This is a genomic window from Marinobacter lacisalsi (assembly GCF_042651045.1).
Taxonomy (GTDB): Bacteria; Pseudomonadota; Gammaproteobacteria; order Pseudomonadales; family Oleiphilaceae; genus Marinobacter; species Marinobacter lacisalsi.
The window spans coordinates 110095-131814 of the sequence record NZ_JBHSDI010000008.1; the positions used below are offsets into that span (position 1 = coordinate 110095).

The following is a 21720-nucleotide window of genomic DNA, read 5'->3' on the forward strand; positions in this document are numbered from 1 at the left end:
CCCGATGACAGGCACTGGCCGTAACCAGCCCCAGCCACCGGAGCACAGGCCGACACCAGGAAGGCGTCGGCCGGCAGGTCGTCTGACAGGCTGCTAGCTTAGCGACGCAGACCAAGGCGCTGGATCAGCTCCAGGTAACGGTCGGCGTTCTTGCGCTTGAGATAGTCCAGCAGCTTACGACGCTGGTTAACCATACGAATCAGACCGCGGCGGGAATGGTGATCCTGCTTGTTGGCCTTGAAATGGTCCTGCAGCTTGTCGATGTTGGCACTGAGCAGGGCCACCTGAACTTCAGGGGAACCTGTGTCGCTGCCTGCTTGCTGGTAGTCCTTGACGATCTGTGCTTTTTCCTCGGCTGAAAGTGCCATAAATCACCTCATTATGTGCGATGCCTGAAATCATCCGGCCGAACCGCGCATCTCTGCAGCCCGGCTAGGCAGCGATGGCTGTTACCCCATCAACTGCTTGAGACCAGACGACGGGGCACAACCAGGGTTGCATCCGCGCCTTCCGGCTGACCTTCACCGAGCCCGACAAAACGGTTTTCACCGTACAGCCGGACCGGACCGGTCAAGGTTTGACCCGATATTCTAACGGGTTGTCCGTTCAATATCGACTGTAAATTTTGCCCTTCCAGGACCAGCTCCGGGAACATGGTCAGCGCCGCATCCGGCGCCACCAGCAGGCCATCCAGGGATTCGCCCTGTTCCCGTTTCTGCTCCAGATCCGCCACCTGATGGGCATCATCCAGCGAGAACCCCGATGCCAGGGTACGCCGGAGCGCTGTGATATGGGCACCACATCCCAGAGCCTCGCCGATGTCCTCCGCCAGGTTGCGGATATAGGTGCCCTTGGTGCACTTTACCGCCAGATCCAGCTCGTTCGGGCGAACCGCCAGCAGTGTCAGCTCATAGATGGTGACCGGTCGTGCGGGTCGCTCCACCTCGATGCCCTCACGGGCATACTCGTACAGTGGCCGCCCCTTGTGCTTGAGAGCCGAGTACATGGAAGGGACTTGCTCGATATCGCCGCGGAAACGCTCCAGTACCGCCTCGACATCGGCCTCTGTCAGCCCTTCCGGCACCGGCCTTTCGGAGACCACGGCGCCCTCACTGTCGGCGGTTTCCGTGCGGATACCAAGCCTGGCGGTAGCAATGTAGGCCTTGTCGCTGTCCAGCATCAGTTGGGAGAACTTGGTAGCCTCTCCGAAACACAAGGGCAACACACCGGTCGCCAACGGGTCAAGGGCGCCTGTGTGGCCGGCTTTCGCCGCCCCGTAGAGGCGCTTGACCTGCTGGAGAATACCATTGGAAGTGACACCCGGCGGCTTGTCGATCACCAGGATGCCATTGACGTTACGGCCTTTGCGTCTGCGAGCCAAGCCTCAGGACTCCCGATCGCTGTCGTCGTCCTGACGCACCGCGGGCTTCTTGCCCACAGCCTGGTCGATCAGGCTGTCGATACGGCGACTCTGGCCCTGGAGGGTGTCAAAATGGAAACGAAGCTGGGGGATGACCCGCAGCTTCATGGCACGACCGAGTTGCCCCCGGAGAAAACCGGAGGCATTGCGCAGCACCTTCAGGGAATCCTGCACTTCGCCGGACTCCTCTGTCAGCTCCTCGGTACTCAGCATGGACACGTAAATATCGGCATAGCCGAGGTCCTTACTGACGCGCACCGCATTGATGGTGACCATGCCCACGCGGGGGTCCTTGACCTCCCGCATGATAATCTGTGACAGCTCACGCTGGATCTGGTCACCAATGCGGTCAAGACGACTGAACTCTTTCGGCATTATGAACCTGTGGATTCCAGCTTGCGTTCAACACGAACCCGATCAAACACCTCGATCTGGTCGCCCACTTTCACGTCGTAGCCTTTCACACCGATACCACATTCCATACCGTTGCGAACTTCCGGCACGTCATCCTTGTAGCGACGCAGGGATTCCAGCTCGCCCTCAAAGATCACCACGTTGTCACGCAGTACGCGGATCGGCTTGTTCCGGTAGACGGTACCTTCCACCACCATACAGCCGGCCACCTGGCCGAACTTCGGCGAGCGGAAGACCTCGCGGACGTCGGCGATACCGATGATGTCTTCACGATACTCCGGCGCCAGCATACCGGTCAGGGCCGCTTTCACGTCATCAATCAGGTTGTAGATGATGCTGTAGTAGCGCAGGTCGACACCTTCCTGCTCCACCAGGCGCTTGGCCGAGGTATCCGCACGAACGTTGAAACCGAACACCACGGCATTGGAGGCCACTGCCAGGCTGACATCGGTTTCCGCGATACCACCCACACCGGAGGACACAATCTTGACCTGGACTTCGTCGTTACCCAGGTCCATCAGCGCCTTGCTGATCGCTTCCAGGGAGCCACGAACGTCAGTCTTGAGGACCACATTGAGGGTTTTGACCTCGTCCTTGCCCATATTCTCGAACAGGTTCTCCAGCTTGGCCGCCTGCTGACGGTGCAGCCGCTGCTCACGCTCACGGCTCTGGCGGAACTCGGCCAGCTCTTTCGCCTTGCGCTCATCGGCCACGACAAAGAACTCGTCACCGGCATCCGGGGTACCGTTCAGGCCCAGGATCTCCACGGGGATAGACGGCCCCGCCTGCTTGACCTGCTTGCCGGCTTCGTCGGTCATGGCACGCACCTTACCGTACCAGGCACCGGCAACAACCATCTCGCCCTGGCGCAGGGTGCCGTTCTGGACCAGCACCGTGGCGACAGAACCACGGCCCCGCTCCAGGGATGATTCCACCACAACACCCTTGGCCGGTGCGTCCTCGACGGCTTCCAGCTCAAGGATCTCGGCCTGCAGCAGTACCGCTTCCAGCAGGTTATCGATGCCATCACCGGTGTGGGCAGACACGGGCACGAACTGCACGTCGCCACCCCAGTCTTCCGGAATCACGTCCATACCGGCCAGCTCGTTCTTGATACGGTCCGGATCGGCCTCTTCCTTGTCCATCTTGTTGATGGCAATCACCAGGGGCACACCGGCGGAACGGGCGTGGTCCACGGCTTCCTTGGTCTGCGGCATTACGCCATCATCGGCGGCCACAACCAGGATAACGATGTCGGTACACTGGGCGCCGCGGGCACGCATGGCGGTAAACGCCGCGTGACCCGGCGTATCCAGGAACGACACCATGCCGTGGTCGGTTTCCACATGGTAGGCACCGATATGCTGGGTAATACCACCGGATTCGCCGGACGCAACCTTGGTGCGACGGATATAGTCGAGCAGCGACGTCTTGCCATGGTCAACGTGCCCCATGACACTCACCACAGGCGCGCGGCGGGTCTTCTCACCTTCGCTCTCAGCGGTGATCTCGCTGATCACCTCTTCCTCGAAGGCATCCTCGCTCACGGTTCTGGGCTTGTGGCCGAGCTCCTGGGTTACCAGTACAGCGGTTTCCTGATCCAGGGCCTGGTTAATAGTAGCCATCACGCCCATACCCATCAGGGTCTTGATCACATCGGCTGCCTTGACGGCCATGCGCTGAGCGAGATCACCAACGGTAATCGTTTCGGGAATTTCGACTTCTCTGACCATCGGTTTGGTTGGCTTCTCGAAGCCATGCCTTTTGTCTTTGGGTTTCTTTTTCGCCCGCAGCGGCTTGCGCAGCGTGGTGTCTTCCTCGTCTTCCGAGATCACGATGGGCTCGTCGACCGGGCGACTGCGAGGTCCGCGATGACCCGCGGACTTCTTCTTCGGCTTGCCTTCATCCGCCTCGTCGGAACGTTCGCGGACTTCCTTTTTCTTCTTCTTGGCCTTGCGCTCCTTATCCTTTGCGGTTTCAGGATCAGGCGGCGGCATCGGCATGTCTTCTTCCGCTGCGGTATTCTCCGGCTTGACTGCCTTGTTGGTCTCTTCCTGAGCGTCTTCCTGACCAACGGCAATCGGACCGGTTTCCGGCGTACCTTCAGTGGCCGGTGTGGTTTCGGCCGCGGGCTTCTGCTCCTCGGCAGGCGCCTGCTCGGCCGCTGACTGAGGTGCCGGTTCCGGCTTCTCCTCGGCCGGCGGAGCCGACGGCTGCTCCGGTTCAGGCTGCAGTTCGGCACGCTTCATATAAGTGCGACGCTTACGGACCTCAACATTGACGGTCTTGCCACCACGCGCGCCACTACCGGTTTTCAGGGTAGTGGTGGTTTTGCGCTTGAGGGTAATCTTTTTAGGTTCAGCCTCGGCCTCGCCGTGGTTCTTGCGCAGATAGGCCAGCAACTGCTGCTTCTCATCGCTGGTCACGGAGTCATTTTCGGAACGGGCCTTAAGGCCGGCTTCCACGATCTGACGCAGCAAACGATCCACGGGAGCGCCTACATCATCGGCCAGTTGTTTAACGGTTACTTCTGCCATACTGGTCCTCCTCCCGATTAAGCCTGGTCTTCAAACCAGGGGGCACGCGCCGTCATGATCAACTGACCAGCACGCTCTTCATCCATACCTTCGATTTCGAGCAGATCATCAACAGACTGCTCGGCGAGGTCCTCCATGGAACGTACGCCCATACCCGCCAGCTTGAATGCCAGGGTACGGTCCATGCCGTCCATTTCCAGAAGATCCTCCTGCGGTTCGTTGCCCTCCAGGGCCTCTTCACTGGCCAGGGCCTTGTTCAACAGAACATCCTTGGCACGGCGACGAAGCTCGGTGACGGTATCCTCATCAAAGCCTTCCATCGCCAGCATCTCTTCCATGGGAACATAGGCGACTTCCTCGAGGGAGGTAAAGCCTTCTTCTATGAGGACGCCGGCAAACTCGTCGTCCACATCCAGGTTCTCCATGAAGTGGTTGAGCAGGCGGTTGTGTTCCTGCTCCTGGCGCTCACCGGCCTCTTCCTCGGTCATCACGTTCAGGGTCCAGCCGGTCAGCTCACTGGCCAGGCGGACGTTCTGGCCGTTGCGACCAATGGCCTGAGCCAGGTTATCCTCGGCTACAGCAACCTCCATGGTGTGGTTATCCTCGTCCATGACGATGGAGGCGACTTCCGCCGGCGCCATGGCATTAATCACCAGTTGCGCGGGATTGTCATCCCACAGCACGATGTCAACGCGCTCGCCCGCCAGCTCGTTGGATACCGCCTGCACCCGGGAGCCACGCATGCCCACGCAGGCGCCTACCGGATCAATCCGACGGTCATTGGTCTTGACGGCAATCTTGGCACGGGAACCCGGGTCACGGGCAGCACCACGGATTTCAATCAGGTCTTCGGCAATTTCCGGCACCTCGATGCGGAACAGCTCGATCAGCATCTGCGGGTCAGTACGACTGAGCATCAGTTGCGGGCCACGATGATCGGTGCGGATATCCTGCAGCAGGGAACGCACACGGTCACCCATGCGGAAGGTTTCGCGGGGAATCAGCTCGTCCCGGGGCAGGAGCGCCTCGGCGTTCTGGCCAAGATCGATGATGACGTTGTCGCGGGTCACCTTCTTGACGGTGCCGGAAATCAGCTCGCCAACACGGTCGCGGTAGCTGTCCACGATGCGCATACGCTCGGCTTCGCGGACCTTCTGGAAGATGATCTGCTTCGCTGCCTGGGCGCCGATGCGGCCGAAGCTCTCGGATTCGACCTTCTCTTCGTGGATATCACCGGGCTTGAGGTTGGTGTCAATTTCCTCCGCTTCCTGCAGCGTCAGCTCGGTGCCAAGTGCGGGAACGGCATCATTGTCCACCACCAGCCAGCGGCGGAAGGTTTCGTATTCTCCGGTGCGGCGATCAATGGCCACACGAATATCGGCCTCTTCATCGTCGAAGCGCTTCTTGGCCGCGGTTGCCAGTGCCAGCTCGATGGCTTCGAAAATAACGTCTTTCTCGACGCCCTTTTCGTTGGAAACGGCCTCAACCACCATCAGGATTTCTTTACTCATTGAAATGCCCTGCCCTTAAAATTCTCAGACTTGCAGTCATCCGGCCTTACTCGAAAACCGGCACAATATTGGCTTTATCAATACTCTCGAACGGCAGCAGGTATTCGTGGTCGTCCACCACAACCACCACGTCTGTGCCTTCAATACCCTTGAGGACACCCTGAAACTTGCGGCGACCCTCGAAGGCCATGCGCAGCCGGATGCTGACATGATGCCCCGCCCAGTCTTCAAACTGTTCCAGACGGAACAGGGGGCGGTCCATTCCCGGCGACGATACTTCGAGGGTGTACTCGTTCTGAATCGGATCCTCGACGTCCAGAACACCGCTGACCTGCCGACTGACCTTTTCGCAGTCTTCCACACTGATGCCATCGTTCTGGTCATCAATAAACAGTCTCAGTATCGAATGACGACCCTGGGAGCGAAATTCAATGCCCCAGAGTTCGTAACCGAGCCCCTCCACCACCGGACGGAGGATTTCATCAAGTTTGTTCAGCTTTGCAGACAAGTCCGTTGAGACTCCCTAATAATCCGCCCGCAGGTCCCGGGCGATGACAATTTACAGACCACAAAAACAAAAAAAGGGCTGTCTGGCAGCCCTTTTCATGCACCAGGGCCCGACACGCCAGGCCCCTTAATCAAAAAGCCCCGCCTGCTCAGACAGCCCGTGCACGCTTGCACCGGAACTACCTGCCTGTGGGGCTTTTTGTTGCAAGTAATCGCGGAAACCGCAGCGGTATTCCGCCGACAGACACCTGGCCTGTCACCACGACCTGACGTGAACAAAAAACACATCGCGTCAGACCGCTTCAATAATCGCCGGAGTATAAGGACCCGTGCGATCATGGTCAAGGACTGACCAAAAAAAACGGCTTGGGGTACACGACTCCAAGCCGTTTCTGTGTATGGTGCCGAAGGCCGGACTCGAACCGGCACGGCTTACGCCACTACCCCCTCAAGATAGCGTGTCTACCAGTTCCACCACTTCGGCAAAAACTCACTCGAGCTCGGGGATAGCATTGCCATCACCGCTCTCTTCCTCGCTGAGGCTCGGGCTCTCGCCCTCTTCCCCGGCAGCCTGCCCTGCTGACTCCGATTCCTGGACCTGCTCCACTACGGGAACACCAGCCTGACCGGCCACTTCAGCGCGCTGCTTGGCGAAAATCGCCAGCGAAAAACTTGTCACAAAGAACACCAGAGCAAGAATGCTGGTGACCCGGGTCAGGAAGTTACCGCTACCCTGACTCCCGAACACTGTCTGGGACGCCCCGCCACCGCCAAAGGCAGCACCTGCGTCCGCACCCTTGCCCTGCTGGATAAGGATCAGACCGACCAGTGCCACGGCAATCACGACGTGCACGACGACAACCAGTGTTTCCATCCAGTCCATATCTGCTCTCTGTAACCATGCACAGTCATCGGATGACTGAAGTATTCATGTGATTCTGCCCGGTCTTACGCCACTGCCGCCCGACAAATCTCGATAAAATCGTCTGCTTTCAGGGAAGCCCCGCCAATCAGGCCTCCATCAATATCCGGCTGGGCAAAAAGCGCGCCCGCATTATCCGGCTTTACACTGCCGCCGTAAAGCAGCGACATCTCATTTGCCGGCAACCCCATATCGGAGAGCCTGGCTCGCAATGCCTTGTGCATCGTCTGTGCGTCGTCAGCCGTGGCAGTCTTGCCCGTACCAATCGCCCAGACCGGCTCATAGGCCACCACGACGTATTGCGCTTTCGCTGCATCCAGCCCGACCAGGGCCGACTCGACCTGCCGGCAGACTACAGCCTCGGCGTTTCCGGCTTCCCGCTCTTCCAGGGCTTCCCCTACACAGAGCATCACGGTCAGACCGCTTTCGAGAACCCTCGCCACCTTTTCGGCAACGATCTCGTCGGTCTCGCCAAACAGCTGCCGACGCTCGGAATGCCCTACCAGGGCATAGTGACAGCCTACATCTGCGGCCATCCCGGCTGACAGTTCGCCGGTATAGGCACCGCTTTTCCAGCGGCCGACGTTCTGCACGCCGAAGGCAACCGGCGAGCCCGCAAGCTCAGCCTTGACTCCACTCACAAAAAGCGAGGGAGGCATAATAACAACCTCGACAGCATTATCAAGCGATGCCACCGATTCTTTGACGGCCGGCACCAGCTGGTGAACCAGCTCACTTGAGCCGTTCATTTTCCAGTTAGCGGCAACGATCTGCTTTCGCATGACAATCCATCATCAAAGTTGAGGGCCGTCCAGAAACGAGCGCGAACTATACAGCAGCGTCCGGGACGGTTCAAGAGGGACCTTTTTGCGCCCTACCGTGGCTATAGAAAATCAAGCCCGGGAGTGACGCACCACCTCTGCCAGCTCCTCGGCAATCCGCTCAATGGCAACGGCATCCTCCCCTTCCGCCATCACACGGATCAGCGGCTCGGTGCCGGACGCTCGCATCAGAATCCGTCCGGCAGCCCCCAGATGATCTTCAGCGCGCCGCACCGCGTTCACAATATCCTCCCGGGACATGGGGTCGAAACGCTCATCTACCCGCACATTGATCATGGTCTGGGGCAACTTGGTCATACCCCGGCGCAACTCACTGATGGGCTGATCCGCACGCCAGCATGCCAGCAACACCTGAAGCGCCGAGACAATACCGTCACCGGTGGTGGTGCAATCGCGAATCACCAGATGCCCGGAACCCTCGCCACCCAACAGCCAGCCACGCTGCAGGAGCCGCTCCATCACGTATCGGTCACCAACCTTGGCCCGCTCGAAGGGAATGCCCTGATCCTGTAACGCCAGCTCGACCCCCAGGTTGGTCATCAGGGTACCCACCACGCCACCATGGAGTGTGCCAGCCCGTTTACGCTGGGCGGCAATGATGTAGATCAGCTCGTCGCCGTCAATGCCGGTGCCGTCACGATCGACCATCAACACGCGGTCACCGTCACCGTCGAACGCTATCCCAAGGTCCGCACCCTGCTGCAGAACTGCCTCCCTGAGCGCCTCGAGATGAGTGGAACCCACGCCCAGGTTAATGTTCAGACCATCGGGATCACCCCCGATCACGGAGACCCGGGCTCCCAGCTCCCGGAACACCTTGGGGGCCACGTGGTAAGTGGCACCATGGGCACAATCCAGCACGATGTGCATGCCCTCCAACGAGAACTCATTGGGAACGGTGCTCTTGCAGAACTCCACATAACGACCAGGCGCATCATCCACTCTTGAAGCCTTGCCCAGGTCGGCGGACTCGCAAACGGACACGGGAAGCTCCAGCCAGCGCTCTATCTCCGCCTCGAGACTGTCATCCAGCTTGGTGCCGTCGCCAGAGAAAAACTTGATGCCGTTATCGTAATGGGGATTGTGGGAAGCACTGATGACAATTCCGGCGCAGGCGCGGAAGGTGCGGGTCAGGTAGGCAATGGCGGGTGTTGGCATTGGCCCCAGCAACTTTACGTCGACCCCGGCCGCGGACAAACCGGCCTCCAGGGCGGACTCGAACATATAGCCTGAAAGCCGGGTGTCCTTGCCGATTATCACACTATTAGGCTGACCGTCCTGCCGGAAAGCCTGCCCGGCTGCCCAGCCAAGCCGCAACATGAAATCAGGGGTAATCGGCGCCTGCCCTACACGCCCGCGAATTCCATCGGTGCCAAAGTACTTGCGCTCCACCGGCGACTTGCTGTCCGTCATCGAATACTGCTCCTGTAAAGAACTGTTTTATTAGCCCTGCGCCCGCATTGCCTCAACCACCTTCACCGCATCCACGGTTTCACGCACATCATGGACACGTATCACCGAAGCGCCTTTGAGGGCCGCTATTGTGGCGGCGGCCAGGCTTGCGGGCAAGCGCTCACTGACCTCACGCCCGGTAATGTCACCAAGCATGGTCTTTCGCGACATACCCACCAGCAAAGGGTAACCCAGCACTTTCAACTGCTCCAGTGCCGCCAGCAGTTGCAGATTGTGCTCCAGTGTTTTGCCGAAACCAAACCCCGGGTCCAACAAAACCTTTTCCGCCGGGAGTCCCGCCAACTCACAATCCCGCACCCGGTCCATGAGATAGGTGGCAACATCCCTGATCACGTGCCGGTATTCCGGGTTGGCCTGCATGGTATCGGGAGCCCCCTGCATATGCATCAGGCAGACCGGCAGCCCGGTTTCAATCGCCGCGCTGACAGCGCCCTCCCGCTCCAGCGCCCTGACATCGTTGATCAGCCCGGCACCCAGCCGTGCGGCCTCCCGCATCACCGATGGCGTACTGGTATCCACGGAGATCACTGCATCCACATCCCGGGCAATGGCCTCCACGACCGGACAGACGCGATCGAGCTCTTCCTGCTCGGATACGGGGGCAGCGCCCGGGCGGGTGGACTCCCCTCCCACGTCCACGAACACCGCGCCATCCGACACCATCTGCCGGGCCCGCTGAACTGCCATGTCGACGGAGTTGTACTGACCACCATCAGAGAAGGAGTCCGGCGTCACGTTCAGAATGCCCATAACCTGGCTACGTGCCATATCGAGCTCACGCCCCGCAAATGATATATGCATTACAAACCTGCCTGAAAAAGTCGTGTCCTGGTAAGCATGCGCCAGATTTTGCGCACTCTATAGAAACAAAAACGCCGCCCCGGGGGACGGCGTTCCTTTTTTGGGCTGACCGGCAACCCGGATCAGTGCTCGCCAGCCGGGTGCCCGGCGCCATCACTGTCCCTGCCATCGTTGTCCGACAGAGTGCCGGTTTCCGGCTGATCGACGGTCACTCCGCCACCGGGCCGGCCATCATCGCCCCAACCCTTGGGCGGGCGGGGTGGACGGCCTTCCATAATGTCATCGATCTGGAAGCGGTCGATGGTTTCGTACTTCATCAGCGCTTCCGCCATCAGGTCCAGCTTTTCCCGGTTTTCCACCAGAATCTGCTTGGCCTTTTCATAACAGGTGTCGATGATGTTGCGTACTTCCTCATCAATACGCTGCGCGGTTTCCGGTGAATAGACCGTATGGCTCTGCCCGGCACTGCGGCCCAGGAAGGGCTCCTCGCTTTCGGTGTCGTACTGCAGCGGTCCCAGTTTCTCGGACAGCCCCCACTTGGTCACCATGTTACGGGCCAGCTGCGTGGCGCGCTCGATGTCGTTGGATGCACCAGTGGTGACTCCCTCAAAGCCCAGGGTCAGCTCCTCGGCGATACGACCACCAAACAGACTGCAGATCGAGCTGATCAGGAACCGCTTGGAGTGGCTGTACTTGTCCTCTTCCGGCAGGAACATGGTCACACCCAGGGCACGGCCACGGGGAATAATACTCACCTTGTAGACCGGATCATGCTCGGGCATCAGCCGCCCCACGATGGCATGGCCAGACTCGTGGTAAGCCGTATTGAGCTTTTCCTTTTCGTTCATGACCATGGACTTGCGCTCGGCGCCCATCATGATCTTGTCCTTGGCCAGCTCCAGCTCTTCCATGGTCACCAGGCGCTGGTTGCGACGGGCCGCAAACAGGGCAGCCTCGTTCACCAGGTTGGCCAGGTCAGCACCGGAGAAGCCGGGCGTGCCGCGGGCAATAACGCCCGGTTCGATACCATCCGCCAGCGGCACCTTCTTCATGTGCACCTTGAGGATCTGCTCACGGCCGATGATGTCGGGCAGGCTCACTACCACCTGGCGGTCAAAACGACCGGGGCGCAGCAGCGCCGGGTCCAGCACGTCCGGACGGTTGGTGGCCGCGATGACGATAACGCCTTCGTTGCCCTCAAAGCCGTCCATTTCCACCAGAAGCTGGTTCAGGGTCTGCTCGCGCTCGTCGTGACCGCCACCCATGCCGGCACCACGATGGCGACCGACGGCATCAATCTCGTCAATAAAGATGATGCACGGGCTCTGCTTCTTGGCCTGCTCGAACATGTCCCGCACCCGGGAGGCGCCAACACCCACGAACATTTCCACGAAGTCGGAACCGGAAATCGTAAAGAAGGGCACCTTGGCCTCGCCGGCAATCGCCTTGGCGAGCAGGGTCTTACCGGTACCCGGAGGGCCCACCATCAGCACACCCTTGGGAATCCGGCCACCCAGACGCTGGAACTTGCTGGGATCCCGCAGGAAGTCCACCAGCTCCTTGACGTCTTCCTTGGCTTCGTCGCAACCGGCAACGTCACCGAAGGTCGTCTTGATCTGGTCTTCACTCATCAGGCGGGCCTTGGACTTGCCGAAGGACATGGGGCCCTTGCCGCCACCGCCGCCCTGCATCTGACGCATGAAGAACACGAACAGGGCAATGATGATCAGGATCGGGAAGGCTGCCACCAGCAACTGAGTCCACAGACTCTGACGCTCGGGCTCCTTGCCGATAATTTCCACGTCATGCTGGAACAGGTCGTCCATCAGCCGGTTGTCCGGAATCGGCGGACGCACCGTCTCGAACCGGGAGCCGTCGCTGCGCTGCCCCTGAATGGTCAACCCGTCGATGGTCACCTGGCGCACCTGGCCCTGCTCCACCATCTGGACGAATTCGGTATAATTTACCTGCTGTTGCGTGGTGGTCGGAGAGAAATTCTGAAACACCATCAGCAGTACGGCTGCAATAATCAGCCACAAAACCAGATTTTTAGCCATATCGTTCAAGGGTCATCACCTGTGAATTGCAGGGCAACCGGGGGGAAGACCCACAGCAGCCTGTTATCAGTAACCTTACACTAATTGTACGCCCTACCACCAGAAACCGGTCATCCGCGAAAACCCCTGCACACCTGGTAGATCTCACGGGACCGGGCGCGGGATGAGTCCGGCTTGCGGCTGACAACGGAGGAGAAGGATTCCCTCATATCCGCCAGCAACGCGTCAAAGCCCTCCCCCTGGAATACCTTGGCGACGAACACGCCGCCCGGGCGCAATACCTGCTTTGCCATATCCAACGCCAACTCCACCAGCGCCATCGCGCGGGGAATATCCGTTGCAGGGTTACCACTCATGTTGGGGGCCATATCGGAAATCACAACATCCACCGGGCGCCCATCCAGTATGGCCATCAGTTCATCGAATACCGACTGCTCGGTAAAATCCCCCTGAACAAACGCCACGCCGGCCACCGGGTCCATGGGCAGAATGTCGCTGGCAACGACAACACCCTTGTCACCAACCCTTTCCACAGCAACCTGCGTCCATCCGCCGGGAGCAGCCCCCAGGTCCACAACTGTCTGGCCAGGCCGGAACAGGCGATCCTTCTGATCCAGCTCCACAAGCTTGTAGCTTGCCCGGGACCGGTAGCCATCCTGCTGTGACTTCTTGACCCATACATCGTCAAAATGTTCCTTGAGCCAGCGGTCACTGGATTTCGAACGTGCCAACGTGCCTCCTCTTATGGACACCCTTCAGACAGGTGTCTCTCCCAATGGCGGGGTTGTCTGTTATCATTTCCTTATTATACGGTCCCGGAGCAACAATTTCTCCCGACCTACAGCGCTTTCGCTACACGATCTTTCAATCACACCCATCAAGAGATTTCATCACCATGAGCCTTTCCGCTGCCCAGCGTCGCGAATACCGGGCAATCGCCCACAACCTCAAGCCGATCATCATCATTGGCGACAAGGGCCTGACAGAAGGCCTGATGCAGGAACTCGACCGCGCGCTGGACGACCACGAACTGATCAAGGTCAAGGTGGCCAGTAACGATCGCGACGCCCGCGGTGAAGCCATTGCGGAACTCTGCTCCCGGTCAGGTGCGGAACTGGTCCAGACCATTGGCAAGATTGCCATTGTCATGCGCAGGGCCAAACAGCCCAACGCCAAGCTGAGCAACCTCGCTCGAAACGGCTAACCCGGCCCTGATGCCGTCAGCGACCTGAAACAACCTGTCCTGCGCCAAAAAAACTGCCTGTCCAAAAGATTACGAAGGCGCTAGGATACGGTTAAAAACCAATCAGCTTTTCTTCGAAGGACCGAAACAATGAACAATGCACTCCGGCTCCTTGCCACCTCCGTCGCTTCATCCCTGGTCCTGTTGGCCGCGGGCTGCAGCAGCTCGGACGAATCCAGCTCCGAGGCCGCCGGCCACATTTCCAGGGCCGAGACCTACTCCGATCAGGGGCAGTACCGCTCGGCCATGTTGGAGGTTCGCAACGCCGTACAGAAGGATCCCGGCAACGTCGAGCATGTCGTGATACTGGCCAGTATCTACAATGACATTGGCGCTGGCGAACAATCCACAGAGTTGCTGGAACCCTGGCTGGAGGACCATCGCCAGCAGGTTGCCATTCCCCTCGCCCGGGGTTACATCCTCCAGAACAAGCACCTTTCCGCCCGCGAGGCACTGGATGGTTTCTCCCCCGATTCCGACGCAGAAAAGCTGCAATACCAACTACTATTGGCAGAGAGCAAAAGCCTGGCCGGCAATAATGAAGAGGCCATCCGGGAGTTGCGGGAATTGCGCAAGAAAGACCCGGCCAATCCGGACATCACCGCCGCCCTGGCCAGGGCCCTGCTTGCGGAGAATGAACCCAATGCCGCCATCAATGAACTGACCGGCTGGTCGGACGAGCACGGCAACAATGCCAGAATCCTCTACCTCACCGGCCTTGCCCATTACCGCATGGGCGCCGTAAACGAGAGCACCGAGGCACTCACCGAGGCAACGGGCAGCCTGCCCACCTCCGATATTTTCCTGCCAATCAGGCGACAGATCCTTACCCTGCTCTCCCGCAGCCTGACAGAACAGGGACGCATCACCGAAGCGCAGGTTTACAACAAGATCCTGGCTGACAACACCAGCTCGGACACCCGGGAGCGCGCGGAAGCCGCCATCGAGGCCATCAACCGCGGAGAGCTGGATACCGCCCGCACCACCCTCGAGGAATTACTTCAGCAAAACCCGGACAATGAGCGGGTTGCCATGATGCTGGGCGCCCTCAGCCTTCACCAGGGACGCTCTGACGACGCCCAGTCGCTGCTGGTGGAAAACGTGGATGCCGAAACCACGCCTACTGCCCTGCTCCGGGCAGCGACCATTGCGCAGATTGATACCGGCAAGCGCGAGGAGGCCCTCAATACCCTGTCCCGGGCCATCGAGGCACGCCCCAAAGATACCGACCTGCTGGCCATGCATGGGCTTCTTGCCCTGTCGCTGCCTGGCCAGAAGGACGCGGGTGTCGCCAGCCTGAGCAAGGCACTGGAACTGGACCGCTCCCGCTCGCGCCTGCGCCTTGCCCTGGCCCGCCACTACATGACGGAAGATAACGCGGAGCAGGCCCTGGCGCAGATGCGGGTTGCCTTCACCGAAACACCGACCGACTGGTCGGTCACGCAATATTACCTGTCACTGTTGCTGAGCACCGACCGCGAGAGCGAGGCCGGGGAAGTTGCCGAGTCGCTGATCAATGGCTTTGCCGATAATCCTCGCGCCGTCACTCTGGCGGCCATGACCGAACATCGATTGGGCGACACGGAATCGGCACAAACCCGTCTGGAAAAACAGACCAGCGGGGAACCGGAAAATGTCCTGGCGCTGATTGCCCTTAGCGCCATCTATCAGGATCAGGGCCAAAACGACAAGGCAGTCGACACACTGATGCGTGCCGCTCGCCTGCAACCAGCCAATGTAGGCCTTCTGCAGGCTGCCGGCCGAATCTACGCCCGTGGCCGTACGCCCGACGAGGTAGCAACCTGGTTGAATGAAATCGCAGCGGGGACTGATGGCCTGGCCGCCAATGCCCACACACTTGCAGCCCAGATCCGACTTCAACAGGGGCGACTGACCGACACCCGCCAGATCCTCGACCGCGTCCCTGAGGACGCCCAAACGGAGCAGAGCCGGATCGTACGGGGCCAACTGCTGGTAGCAGAGGCGGAACAGGCCGCCAGGCAGGAAGACTGGCCAACAGCTCGAGCCAAGGCGGCGGAAGCAGCGTCCCTGCGCCCGGACAGCCTGGCGTTCGCGTTGATCCCGATACGTGTTTCCGCAGCCGAGGGCAATCACGAGGAGGCCCTGGCCGGCCTGGAAGAACTGGAAAGCTCCTTTGGCGAGCAGCCCTCCATCGACCTGACCAGGGCAAGGCTGATTACTGCCACCGAGGGCGAAAAAGCCGCGTTTGACTACCTGTTGAAACGATGGGAGGAGACCAAAAGCCTGGAGCTGATGCCGACTCTGAACAGCCTCGCCAAACAGCACTCACCGGAGCGTGTTGGAGAACTCGCCCAGGCCTGGGTTTCCGCGGCCCCATCGAGCACCACGGCACAACTGACCCTGGCCGAATATCAGATGTCCAACGGTGACGTGCAGGCCGCCATTGCCAGCTACGAAGCCGCCCTGGAACAGCGCCCCGACAACGCCATAGCCATGAACAATCTGGCATGGCTGCTACGGGAAGAGGATCAGCAACGGGCCATATCCCTGGCCTCCCGGGCTAACGAGCTGGCACCCGACAATGCCGCAATCCTTGATACCTACGGCTGGATTCTTCATCTGGCGGGGCGAAATCAGGAAGCATTGACCGCCATGGAAAAAGCGCTGGCACTGGCACCGGAGAATGCCGAAATCCAGCAACACCTGGACTCGATCAAACAGGCCAACGACCAGTAGTTCCTCCCCCTCACACGAGCGGGTGTCGATATCTTTGACACCCGCCGATCCCGCTACAAACCTGTCATCCCGCGCTACGCTTACACTTTCATTGCCACGCCAGGTATCGACCGCACAAGCGTGATGTGAATTCACGCATCCAATGTCGGCAAAATTTACATCTCACCAACAGCGCCACACCCATCTATTTGTTTTATATACATTATTGAAGTGGGCACGATAATAGCATGTTGAATTGCAGTCCGGGATCTCAACCCGGTGAAGAGCCAAACCATTCGCGAGGGTGGGACGGAAAGCCAAGGATCTCTCGGAGACAGCCTGGTTGCATGAGCACTACATGGATTTAGAGCAAAACAACCGGAGAATTACGATGAAACTCAAATCACTAGCCTTGCTGGCCGGCCTGTCAGCTGCAGCCTTTTCAGCACAGGCTTCCCTGGTCAGCGCCACCAGCGATGACCCAGGCAACCCGAACCTGCAGTCTGTTCTGGATGGCATTACGACAGGCGGCCCCTCCTCTGTAGATGTCTACAACGATTACCTGGATGATGGCCTGGATAGTTACTGGGACATCACAGCAACTGGCGGCAGTGTGTCGACATTCGTGATCGAAATCGCCGGAAATAGTGCAAGCAACACCTTCGGCATTTACGAGCGAAACAACCACAGCAACTACGTCGAGCTTTTTTCCGGGGCTGACAGTGACGCGGCGAATTCTCAAGTCACCCTGTCATTCCTGCTTGACGGAACGGTTCGTGTTAACGGCGTAAGTTCGGGTACCTTCTCTACCACGAATTTCGGCTATTACCTTGGTTCCGAAACCAACCCCGCGAATGAGCCAGTCTTCTATTCAGACAGCAGCCTGAATACAGACGGATCGGACCAGATGGTAGCCTATCAAGGCACGAACACAGACGATGTACAGATTGCCGGTTTTGCAGGCGGTTTGTGGACCGACAATGAGTTCATCCTGGCTTGGGAAGACCTCCTCTACGCCAATTCCGATCAGGACTTCAATGATCTAGTAGTCATGGTTGAATCGGTTATGCCAGTGCCCGAACCCGGCACCCTGGCTCTCCTGGGCCTTGGCCTGGTAGGCCTCGGCGCAGCACGTCGCCGCAGCGCCTGATTCAAGCCCATTCGGGCTGCATGGAAGCAATGAAAAGCCGGGCTTGCCCGGCTTTTCTTTTGCGACATGTAAAATTTACTGACAGCCCTCAGGAACGCCCGGAGTGCCATGCCTGGCACTTGAATCAGACCCTTCTCTCACGTCACTCAAAATGATCAGCAACATACGCAATTTTTCGATAGAGTTAGAGGGGCTTGGATCAACATAACCATCAGATTGCAGTTGGGCAGATGATGTTACGGAAGACGCTAGACCAGATACCCCACTCAAGGCCCTACCTGATTGTCACGGCCATTGGCATCGTGCTGTTCTGGCCAACCTGGCTACGCCTGGTCGGCGAATGGCTGAAGTGGGAACAGGTGCTGGCCCACGGGCTGCCGACGTTCCTCATTTTTATCGGTTTACTGCTGATCCACCCCCCGCGCCAGCCCGCAAACGCCTCCTCCGGCTATTCGATCATTGGCAGCTTTGCCCTGATTATCGTCGTAGCACTGTGGGCCCTGCTGGAGCTCGTGCGCATCGACACGCTGACCTACCTGATGCTGCCGGCCGGCCTGCTCTCACTGTCATGGGCCCTGATGGGATTCTCACCGGCACTGCGTTATCTGCCCTACGTACTGCTGTTCAGCCTCTCGCTACCTGTATGGTCTGATTTCGTCCCGCTGCTGGTGTCACTGGCAACCGCTGTCGTTACACGCGCCGTATCCGCCCTTGGCATCACCGCGCTGATCGAGGGAGCCCATATCTCGCTGCCTTACGGACGACTGGTTATTGCCGATGGCTGCTCGGGCATCCGGTATTTTGCCATTTCCATCCTGCTGGCCATGATCACCGCCATTCTGAATGATTTTCGCTGGAAAGGCTGGCTGGCCGCCATTGCCACCGGCGCCGTCGTCGCCCTGCTTGTCAACTGGGTACGAATAACCGCCCTGGTGGTCATCGCCTACCAGAGCAACATGGAAAGCAGCCTGGTGGAAGACCATGAAACCTTCGGCTGGTTGATTTACGCGGCTTTTATCATCCCGGTTATGCTGCTCGCACCGGTCAGACGCCGCCAGGGGCCACCGGAAGGCCCCGGCCCACGGCTGCCGGGCAAAAAGGGGTTTGCCGTTGTGGTCGCTGCCTTCCTTCTGGGCCCGGTGGGTATCAGCCTGGCACATTCCCGCGCCGGCAGCTCGGAACCCTGGGCGGTCACGCTACCCCAGGGAACGCCATCCGAGGCTGAACAGCTACCGGTCTCACTGTCGCTGCCGGAAAACCTCGAACATCAGGTATGGCGTATCGGCCCGGGCGGCTGGATATCCGTCGCCCAGGCATTGAAAGCTGGCCGCGACGAAAAGCTGGTACCCTATCTGCCACCAAGAGTGGATGGGGAGCAATGGTTCCTGACCGAAAGGAACGCAGACAACGGCGTGCGAATATATCAGAACCTGCTCGGCAGGCGGCAGGTCGCCGTGGGGGAGCGCTATCATGTCGGCACTTACACCACGGACAGTTACCGCTCAGCCAAGTTACTACAGATACCCGCCACCCTGGCTGGAGAGAACCGCTTCGCACTGGTTACCGCACAAAGCCCCTGCAGCCCGCGCAGTTGCGACAGCGCCATCGAGCGGGTTCTGAACCTGATGAACACGACAACCCTGGAGCCTCCCCACTGAAATGTCGGCCAGCCTCAAGGTACTGAAAAGCGCCGGCCTGCTACTGAGCATTCAGCTTGTCCAGCGGGGCCTGGGTATCATCAGTACGCTGATCCTCGCCCGGCTGCTGGCCCCGGAACATTTCGGCATTATCGCCCTGGTCACCATTGCCCTGCAGTTCTTTGAACTGCTGGTGGAGACCGGCAACCAGCAATACATCGTCCAGAAGCAAACCCTGGACGATGAAGACCTCAACACCGCGTGGAGCATGGACATACTGATCAAGTCCGGCATCGCCGTACTGGTCATCGGCAGCGCGCCCGCCCTGGCTGCCTGGTTCGAGGAACCAGCCCTGACCTGGGCCCTTGCGGTGGCCTCCCTGGCGTTGCCGATCCGGGCCCTGAAAACGCCGGGCATGATGCGACTGGCTCGGGAGATCAACTACCGCCCCCTATTCCGCCTGACCCTCTGGCAGAAAGGGCTGTCATTCATCACCGTTATCACCATTGCCTTCATCGAGCCCAGCCACTGGGCGATTATCACAGGCAACCTGGTGTCAGCCGCCATACTGGCGGCAGGCTCCTACCGGGTGGACCAGCATCGGCCCCGCTGGACGCTCAGCCGGTTTCGCCAGCAATGGGGATTTTCGCAGTGGCTGCTGATGCGGGGACTGATAGGCTTTACCCGGTCGCAGATTGATAACCTGCTGGTCTCGCGGTTCTTCGGTACAACACAACTGGGGGGTTATAACCTGGTTCGGGAAGTGAGTCTGCTGCCGGCCTTGTCAGCCATCATTCCCATGAGCGAGCCGCTCCTGGCGGCGATTGCCGAGGTAAAATCCCGCCCCGAGGCACTGGCCTACCGGGTTCAGCTGAGCCTTGCGTTGATGATTTCGGTGCTGACGCCACTGGCCCTGTATATTTTCCTGTTCCCGGAACTCATTGTTCTGACTCTTCTGGGTGAGCAATGGACAGAATACGGCCCGTTACTGAGGCCCTTTTCCCTGTTTTTCTTCACTTTCTGCCTGTTCGCACTGCTCAGTGATGCCGTTATTGCCATGGGCCGTGTGCGCGCCCTTTTCTTTTTCGACCTGGTATCCACCTCGATGATCATCGCTATTCTGTTTTATTTCGGGCGGGCCGGGCTCGAGAATATGGCCTGGGCGAGAGGCGTGCTTGCCGTCTTCACAACCGTTGCGCTTCTGGCAATACTCAGGAGCTGGGTAGGCTTCAGCATCCTCAGAGTGGCCTGGCTGTGCTTCCCCGCCATCACCAGTAGTGCTGCGGCTGGCTGGCTTGCCTTCCGTATTGATACGGCGGACATGCATGCTGTGGTGGCATTCCTTATAACCGGCTCGTTTTTTATAGTATCCACTGCAGCCCTGTCCTGGCTCACTGGCTATGGGCTGCTGCGAAGGAGCGAGGAGTGGCAACAGCTCCATCACACCATGAGGACAATGATCAGGGCTCGTTCGAGCTGAGCAAGACTTCGGCCCAGGGCACTCTCACCTCAGGATGGCCGCCTATGGAATATAAAGACCAAGGAATCTCAACAGACGAGGATGACGGACCATGCAGAGACACCTTCACGAGGACCAGTTTTCCGAACAGCATGACTTCCCTGCCAATACACCGATTGAAAAAACCCTGGTGGTGGCCTCAACCCCCAGATGCGGCAGCCACATGCTGGGCTATCAGCTCTATGAGACGGGAGCGTTCGGCTTCCCCCTGGAATATGCCAATCACAGGAACCTGCGCAAATGGAAGCAACGGTTCGAAGAGGAGGACACCAGGGCGATTTTCCAGAATCTGAAAGCACTCCGGACGTCACCCAACGGCGTATTCAGCATGAAGCTGCATTACTCGCACCTCGACGTCGTGGGCGGGATTGACCAGGTGCTGAAGGATTTCCCGAACCCTCATTTCGTCATTCTCACCCGGAATAATCATCTCAAGCAGGCGGTTTCCTACTCCATTGCGAGACAGACCGGCGTATGGTTCGCGGGTATGCAGGCCACCACTACCGACCCGCAATACGATTTCGAGGATATCGACCACTGCCTAAGGGAAACCCTGAGAGACAACGCTGCCTGGCGCTATGTTCTGGCGTCACGGGGATGCCGTTACATCCACATGAGTTTTGAGGAAGTGCGCAGCGATCCCCACGCAGCCATCCAGCGCGTTGCGGATTTCATGGGCGTCGAGGTCTCACCGGATCAGTTTCCCGCGCAGGAAGCCACGGAGAAGCAATCCAACACCCTTAACAAGGAATGGCTGGAGCGTTATCTGCAGGATTGCCAGTCCGGTTCGGAGCTGTTCCCATCCACCGATCCGGGCATTGCACAGCGCGTCAAGCGGAAGCTTGTCGGCGTGATGAAAGCGGGCTGAACCAGAGCCTGCATAAAACCGCATGGGTGATTGTAAAACAGGGTCTTTTCGGCGTGTCTGTGGCTTTATGTTGTGCTGCGGACACGCTATCCTGACGTACCAGATGGAATTGAGCAGTATCT

At 59.1% G+C, this 21720-nt stretch carries 18 protein-coding genes, 1 tRNA gene and 1 riboswitch; of the genes, 6 read left to right on the forward strand and 13 right to left on the reverse strand.

From position 1 onward, the window contains the following. Positions 1–98 precede the first annotated feature (98 nt). From rpsO to rlmE, 13 genes are all read right to left on the reverse strand, one after another. Complete coding sequence (rpsO, locus tag ACFOZ5_RS05415; protein ID WP_379885996.1) at positions 99–368, reverse strand: 30S ribosomal protein S15; 270 nt, start codon at positions 366–368, stop codon at positions 99–101. Positions 369–457: 89 nt separating this feature from the next. After that, positions 458–1381 carry a tRNA pseudouridine(55) synthase TruB gene (gene truB, locus ACFOZ5_RS05420; RefSeq protein WP_379885997.1) on the reverse strand — a complete coding sequence of 308 codons (924 nt, stop codon included), beginning with the start codon at positions 1379–1381 and terminating at the stop codon, positions 458–460. Positions 1382–1384: 3 nt separating this feature from the next. Then, positions 1385–1795, reverse strand: a complete 411-nt coding sequence (rbfA, locus tag ACFOZ5_RS05425; RefSeq protein ID WP_379885998.1) for a 30S ribosome-binding factor RbfA — start codon at positions 1793–1795, stop codon at positions 1385–1387. Further along, positions 1795–4371: a translation initiation factor IF-2 gene (infB, locus tag ACFOZ5_RS05430; protein WP_379885999.1), complete on the reverse strand. Its 2577-nt coding sequence runs from the start codon at positions 4369–4371 to the stop codon at positions 1795–1797. The genes rbfA and infB overlap by 1 nt, the downstream gene beginning before the upstream one ends. A 17-nt stretch (positions 4372–4388) precedes the next feature. Beyond that, positions 4389–5882, reverse strand: a complete 1494-nt coding sequence (gene nusA / locus ACFOZ5_RS05435; RefSeq protein ID WP_379886000.1) for a transcription termination factor NusA — start codon at positions 5880–5882, stop codon at positions 4389–4391. 46 nt (positions 5883–5928) lie between these two features. Then, positions 5929–6390 (reverse strand): ribosome maturation factor RimP, encoded by a 462-nt coding sequence (rimP, locus tag ACFOZ5_RS05440; protein WP_379886001.1) that lies wholly within the window; start codon positions 6388–6390, stop codon positions 5929–5931. A 398-nt stretch (positions 6391–6788) separates the two neighbouring features. After that, positions 6789–6873, reverse strand: a tRNA-Leu gene (locus ACFOZ5_RS05445). Positions 6874–6879: 6 nt separating this feature from the next. Next, positions 6880–7272, reverse strand: coding sequence for a preprotein translocase subunit SecG (gene secG / locus ACFOZ5_RS05450; RefSeq protein WP_379886002.1), 393 nt, complete (start codon positions 7270–7272; stop codon positions 6880–6882). Positions 7273–7337: 65 nt separating this feature from the next. Next, on the reverse strand, positions 7338–8093 hold the full coding sequence (gene tpiA, locus ACFOZ5_RS05455) for a triose-phosphate isomerase (RefSeq protein ID WP_379886003.1): 756 nt from the start codon (positions 8091–8093) through the stop codon (positions 7338–7340). Positions 8094–8204: 111 nt separating this feature from the next. Then, positions 8205–9566, reverse strand: coding sequence for a phosphoglucosamine mutase (glmM, locus tag ACFOZ5_RS05460; RefSeq protein WP_379886004.1), 1362 nt, complete (start codon positions 9564–9566; stop codon positions 8205–8207). A gap of 30 nt (positions 9567–9596) precedes the next feature. Next, a complete protein-coding gene (gene folP / locus ACFOZ5_RS05465; RefSeq protein WP_379886005.1) occupies positions 9597–10427 on the reverse strand; it encodes a dihydropteroate synthase in 831 nt (276 codons plus the stop codon). Between the two features lie 122 nt (positions 10428–10549). Then, entirely contained in the window at positions 10550–12493 is a 1944-nt protein-coding gene (ftsH, locus tag ACFOZ5_RS05470) for an ATP-dependent zinc metalloprotease FtsH (protein ID WP_379886006.1), read from the reverse strand. Between the two features lie 101 nt (positions 12494–12594). After that, positions 12595–13215, reverse strand: coding sequence for a 23S rRNA (uridine(2552)-2'-O)-methyltransferase RlmE (gene rlmE, locus ACFOZ5_RS05475; protein ID WP_379886007.1), 621 nt, complete (start codon positions 13213–13215; stop codon positions 12595–12597). Positions 13216–13379: 164 nt separating this feature from the next. Here rlmE and yhbY point away from each other — a divergent pair, with 164 nt between their 5' ends. From yhbY to ACFOZ5_RS05505, 6 genes are all read left to right on the forward strand, one after another. Beyond that, a complete protein-coding gene (gene yhbY / locus ACFOZ5_RS05480; RefSeq protein WP_379886008.1) occupies positions 13380–13688 on the forward strand; it encodes a ribosome assembly RNA-binding protein YhbY in 309 nt (102 codons plus the stop codon). A gap of 129 nt (positions 13689–13817) precedes the next feature. Then, on the forward strand, positions 13818–16445 hold the full coding sequence (locus ACFOZ5_RS05485; protein WP_379886009.1) for a tetratricopeptide repeat protein: 2628 nt from the start codon (positions 13818–13820) through the stop codon (positions 16443–16445). Positions 16446–16700: 255 nt separating this feature from the next. Next, a riboswitch (cyclic di-GMP riboswitch) is annotated at positions 16701–16775 on the forward strand. Between the two features lie 40 nt (positions 16776–16815). Then, the gene (locus ACFOZ5_RS05490; RefSeq protein WP_379886010.1) at positions 16816–17574 is read left to right on the forward strand and encodes a DUF4114 domain-containing protein; all 759 of its coding nucleotides are present in this window, start codon (positions 16816–16818) and stop codon (positions 17572–17574) included. 230 nt (positions 17575–17804) lie between these two features. Continuing rightward, complete coding sequence (locus tag ACFOZ5_RS05495) at positions 17805–19232, forward strand: exosortase/archaeosortase family protein (protein ID WP_379886011.1); 1428 nt, start codon at positions 17805–17807, stop codon at positions 19230–19232. Position 19233: 1 nt separating this feature from the next. Next, complete coding sequence (locus ACFOZ5_RS05500; RefSeq protein WP_379886012.1) at positions 19234–20691, forward strand: lipopolysaccharide biosynthesis protein; 1458 nt, start codon at positions 19234–19236, stop codon at positions 20689–20691. Between the two features lie 91 nt (positions 20692–20782). Beyond that, positions 20783–21598: a Stf0 family sulfotransferase gene (locus ACFOZ5_RS05505; protein ID WP_379886013.1), complete on the forward strand. Its 816-nt coding sequence runs from the start codon at positions 20783–20785 to the stop codon at positions 21596–21598. The last annotated feature ends 122 nt before the right edge of the window (positions 21599–21720 follow it).

Coding starts and splice junctions, on each gene's coding strand:
- folP (WP_379886005.1), bottom strand. CDS start 10,427: ATGCATATATCATTTGCGGGGCGTGAGCTCGATATGGCACGTAGCCAG.
- infB (WP_379885999.1), bottom strand. CDS start 4,371: ATGGCAGAAGTAACCGTTAAACAACTGGCCGATGATGTAGGCGCTCCC.
- ACFOZ5_RS05490 (WP_379886010.1), top strand. CDS start 16,816: ATGAAACTCAAATCACTAGCCTTGCTGGCCGGCCTGTCAGCTGCAGCC.
- secG (WP_379886002.1), bottom strand. CDS start 7,272: ATGGACTGGATGGAAACACTGGTTGTCGTCGTGCACGTCGTGATTGCC.
- ACFOZ5_RS05485 (WP_379886009.1), top strand. CDS start 13,818: ATGAACAATGCACTCCGGCTCCTTGCCACCTCCGTCGCTTCATCCCTG.
- glmM (WP_379886004.1), bottom strand. CDS start 9,566: ATGACGGACAGCAAGTCGCCGGTGGAGCGCAAGTACTTTGGCACCGAT.
- ACFOZ5_RS05495 (WP_379886011.1), top strand. CDS start 17,805: ATGATGTTACGGAAGACGCTAGACCAGATACCCCACTCAAGGCCCTAC.
- yhbY (WP_379886008.1), top strand. CDS start 13,380: ATGAGCCTTTCCGCTGCCCAGCGTCGCGAATACCGGGCAATCGCCCAC.
- tpiA (WP_379886003.1), bottom strand. CDS start 8,093: ATGCGAAAGCAGATCGTTGCCGCTAACTGGAAAATGAACGGCTCAAGT.
- rbfA (WP_379885998.1), bottom strand. CDS start 1,795: ATGCCGAAAGAGTTCAGTCGTCTTGACCGCATTGGTGACCAGATCCAG.
- ACFOZ5_RS05500 (WP_379886012.1), top strand. CDS start 19,234: ATGTCGGCCAGCCTCAAGGTACTGAAAAGCGCCGGCCTGCTACTGAGC.
- rpsO (WP_379885996.1), bottom strand. CDS start 368: ATGGCACTTTCAGCCGAGGAAAAAGCACAGATCGTCAAGGACTACCAG.
- ACFOZ5_RS05505 (WP_379886013.1), top strand. CDS start 20,783: ATGCAGAGACACCTTCACGAGGACCAGTTTTCCGAACAGCATGACTTC.
- nusA (WP_379886000.1), bottom strand. CDS start 5,882: ATGAGTAAAGAAATCCTGATGGTGGTTGAGGCCGTTTCCAACGAAAAG.